The sequence below is a fragment of the Facilibium subflavum genome, from assembly GCF_003574485.1.
GTDB lineage: Bacteria > Pseudomonadota > Gammaproteobacteria > Francisellales > Francisellaceae > Facilibium > Facilibium subflavum.
On the sequence record NZ_QLIT01000268.1, the window covers coordinates 1 to 3280 of the forward strand.

At 36.8% G+C, this 3280-nt stretch carries 4 protein-coding genes; 3 read left to right on the forward strand and 1 reads right to left on the reverse strand.

The features are described from left to right. Positions 1 to 474 precede the first annotated feature (474 nt). Positions 475 to 1254 carry a response regulator transcription factor gene (locus tag DNK84_RS12995; protein ID WP_119344902.1) on the reverse strand — a complete coding sequence of 260 codons (780 nt, stop codon included), beginning with the start codon at positions 1252 to 1254 and terminating at the stop codon, positions 475 to 477. A gap of 326 nt (positions 1255 to 1580) precedes the next feature. Here DNK84_RS12995 and rpsP point away from each other — a divergent pair, with 326 nt between their 5' ends. The 3 genes from rpsP (at position 1581) to trmD (ending at position 3240) form a co-directional block, all read left to right on the forward strand. Beyond that, entirely contained in the window at positions 1581 to 1835 is a 255-nt protein-coding gene (gene rpsP / locus DNK84_RS13000) for a 30S ribosomal protein S16 (RefSeq protein WP_119344903.1), read from the forward strand. Between the two features lie 135 nt (positions 1836 to 1970). Next, positions 1971 to 2486 (forward strand): ribosome maturation factor RimM, encoded by a 516-nt coding sequence (gene rimM / locus DNK84_RS13005; RefSeq protein WP_119344904.1) that lies wholly within the window; start codon positions 1971 to 1973, stop codon positions 2484 to 2486. Positions 2487 to 2496: 10 nt separating this feature from the next. Next, on the forward strand, positions 2497 to 3240 hold the full coding sequence (gene trmD / locus DNK84_RS13010; protein WP_119344905.1) for a tRNA (guanosine(37)-N1)-methyltransferase TrmD: 744 nt from the start codon (positions 2497 to 2499) through the stop codon (positions 3238 to 3240). Positions 3241 to 3280 lie beyond the last annotated feature (40 nt).

The window sequence follows — 3280 nt, forward strand, 5'->3', positions numbered from 1 at the left end:
GGTCACCGCCAAATCCTTTATCAAAATCCATTAGCAAAACAAAATACCATACCAATAGCCATAGCCCGATAAATCGGGCTTTTTTATTTGTAGTAAATCCCTAAATTATCCTTGGTGAGAAAGCATATTTGTTACCGTTTCATTTCTATTTTATGATGCTTATAGCGCTTTGGGATTTTGGTAAGTTAATAGCGAATGCGTTAAGAAACAATGAACAGCCTTATTGTTTTAGCGCATGAGCGTTAAAAGCCTCTGAGAAGGGTAGCTATTATAACTTAGCACAATCTTTACAAAGCTAAGATAATTTACGAATGATATAAGTTATTTTAGAGATTAATGGAATGGAGCTCATGGCTGCTATTAAGCTGCTAATGCGCTAATTATCGAAATATAGCAATACGTGCTCAAAAGAAATATAGCGATGGGTATACTTTTGGAATATAAGAAAGTTCAATATCTTGCTGTACGTTAATATTAGCTAAGGCAGGAGATCTCTTTATCGTCATAGATATAAGTTAGATATGAGTCTAATGTATATCCTTGAGAGCGTACGGCTTTTATTGGAGAGCTTGAGTTATGTCCCTGAGTGAGTTTACTGCGTAAACGGTGTACATGGATATTGACATCTCTAATCATGCTTTCTTTACCAGCAAGATTTAGATATTTTGCAATATCCTCACGTGAAAAAGTACGACTTGGATCAGATAATAGTAATTTTAACAACGCATTTTCTTTGTCAGTCAGATAAATTTCACCATAATCAGGGTGCGTAATTAATGATTTTCTGGGTTGATAGAGCCACTTACCAAACTGTATTTGTGTATATTCATTAATACTGATTTCACTGGCACTTACAGTTTCTATTTTTTTTGAGTATGCATTTTTAGCACGTAAGTTTGCCTTAACTCTTGCTAAGAGTATGTGTTGGTTATAAGGGATCTCAATATAATCATCACCACCAGCCTCAAAGCATAAAACAATTTCTGTTGGGTCAGTTACTTTAGAGACAAAAATTATAGGTAAATGCGGCCATTGTTGATGTATGTTTTTGCACAACTCAATGCCATACATGTCTGGTAAAAGAATATCAAGAATAACCGCGTTTATCTCGGTGTTTTGTTTCAATTCTGAAAGTGCCTGGCTGCCTGATTCAACATGAATAATGCTAAATAGGTAGCGTTGTAAAAATGTTTCAAGCTGTTTGCTATTTTGTTTGTCCGTGCTGACTAACAGTATTGTATTGTGGTATTTCATCTCTTCTCCCGCAGCTATGTTATTTAGGTGTTATTGACCCTAATCTCATTGATTAAATATAAATTCACTAGCGAATTATATTTCAAAAGTTGCATAATTTCTACGGTTAAATTACAGATTTGTTTAATATTTGTGAATTATAGATATAATCGCGACAAAACTAATTTAGCAAAATAAAGGTAACTTAATGGAATAAGGGCTAGCATATTAGGATAAAAAAGTGTAAAATCCATGACGTTTTTATTCTATGTGCCTTTGATTATCATCGGTAGATACAATAAATCCTAGAGCAACAATAAATAAGAGAAAATTGGAGAACAAAATATATGGTTATTATCCGTATGGCAAGAGGCGGGGCGAAAAAGCGTCCGTTTTATAGAATTGTGGTAACAGATAGCAGAAAAGCGCGTGATGGTCGCCCAATAGAGCGTGTTGGTTTTTTCAACCCGCTAGCTAAAGAACATGAAGAAAAGGTTCGCATTGATCTTGAGCGTGTTGATTATTGGTTGGGCACGGGTGCGAAAATGTCTGATCGTGTTAAATCTTTAGTAAAAGAAGCAAAAAAAGCAGTGTCTGCATAAAACTACACCTTTAAGCCTTTAATGGTATTTAGAGGCGATATTTGTACTGTAAAATTACAGTAAGAAGGCTACCAGTGTGTATCTGTTCTAACAGGTCGCGCTGGTTTTTTATTTTAAATATGGCTTAATTTTACGATGAAAACACAAAAAATGATTCCTATTGCTAAAGTAGGCTCAACTTATCGTTTAAAAGGAGAGTTGCGACTTTATATGTTATCTGAGTCTGCCGAAAAAGCATTGTCTTACGGTCAATGGTATTTACAAAAGCCACATACTGAAGCATGGCTGCCGTTAGAAAATGAGTCGGTAAGTCGTGTGGGAGATAAACTTTTTATCCAGTTTGAAGGTGTTGATAATAAAGAAGAGGCAGCGCTTTATACGAATGCACTTATCGGTGTGCCAAGATCTGCATTGCCTGAGGCTGAAGAAGGTGCTTTTTATTGGGTGGATTTGATAGGCCTTCAGGTGTTTAATCAAACAGGACAGTCTTTTGGATATGTTAAAGATATTCTTGATACGGGTGCTAATGAAGTGTTGTGCTGTCGTGCAGCTGATAAAGAGTATTTGATTCCTTTTGTTAAACAGTATGTTTTAGATGTGGATATGTCACAGAAGAAAATACTGGTAGACTGGCAGTTAGATTATTTATAAGAGGTGTGTCGTGGAGTTCTCAGTCATTACTATTTTCCCTGAAATGTTTCAGCTATTCAGTGGTTATGGTATAAGTTCAAGAGCAGTTCAAAATGAGCAGGTAAAAGTATCAACGATTAATCCACGACAATTTGCAAATAATCGATATCAAAGCATCGATGATCGCCCTTTTGGTGGTGGGCCTGGAATGGTAATGATGTATGAGCCTTTGGAAAAATCAATCTTGGCTGCAAAAAATGCTTTAACAAAATCAGCAAAGGTTGTATACTTGTCGCCCCAAGGGGAACCATTGACGCAAAAAAAAGTCAATGCGTTTGCCAAACAAGATGCTTTAATCTTGCTTTGCGGTCGGTATGAAGGTATCGATGAAAGGCTGATAGAAACGCATGTTGATGAGGAAGTTTCAATTGGTGACTATGTGTTAAGCGGCGGTGAGCTGCCAGCAATGGTATTAATGGATAGCATTATCCGTCTTTTGCCAGGCGTGTTGAACGATAGTGATTCAGCAATTGAGGATTCATTTTATGATGGCTTGCTGGATTGTCCGCATTATACAAGGCCAGCGGTGTTACCGGATGGTCAAAAAGTGCCGGAAGTTTTACTTTCAGGTGATCATAAAAAAATTCAGCAATGGCGTCATCAGCAAAAGCTTAAACGCACGTTTGAGCGCCGTAGAGACTTGATTGAGTGCCTATGTCTATCGGAAGAAGATAAACAAATGATTGCACAGTGGGTGCAAACGAATAAAAAGTGATAGAGAATGCACATTTAGGAGAAAAAAATGAGTGCGCCAA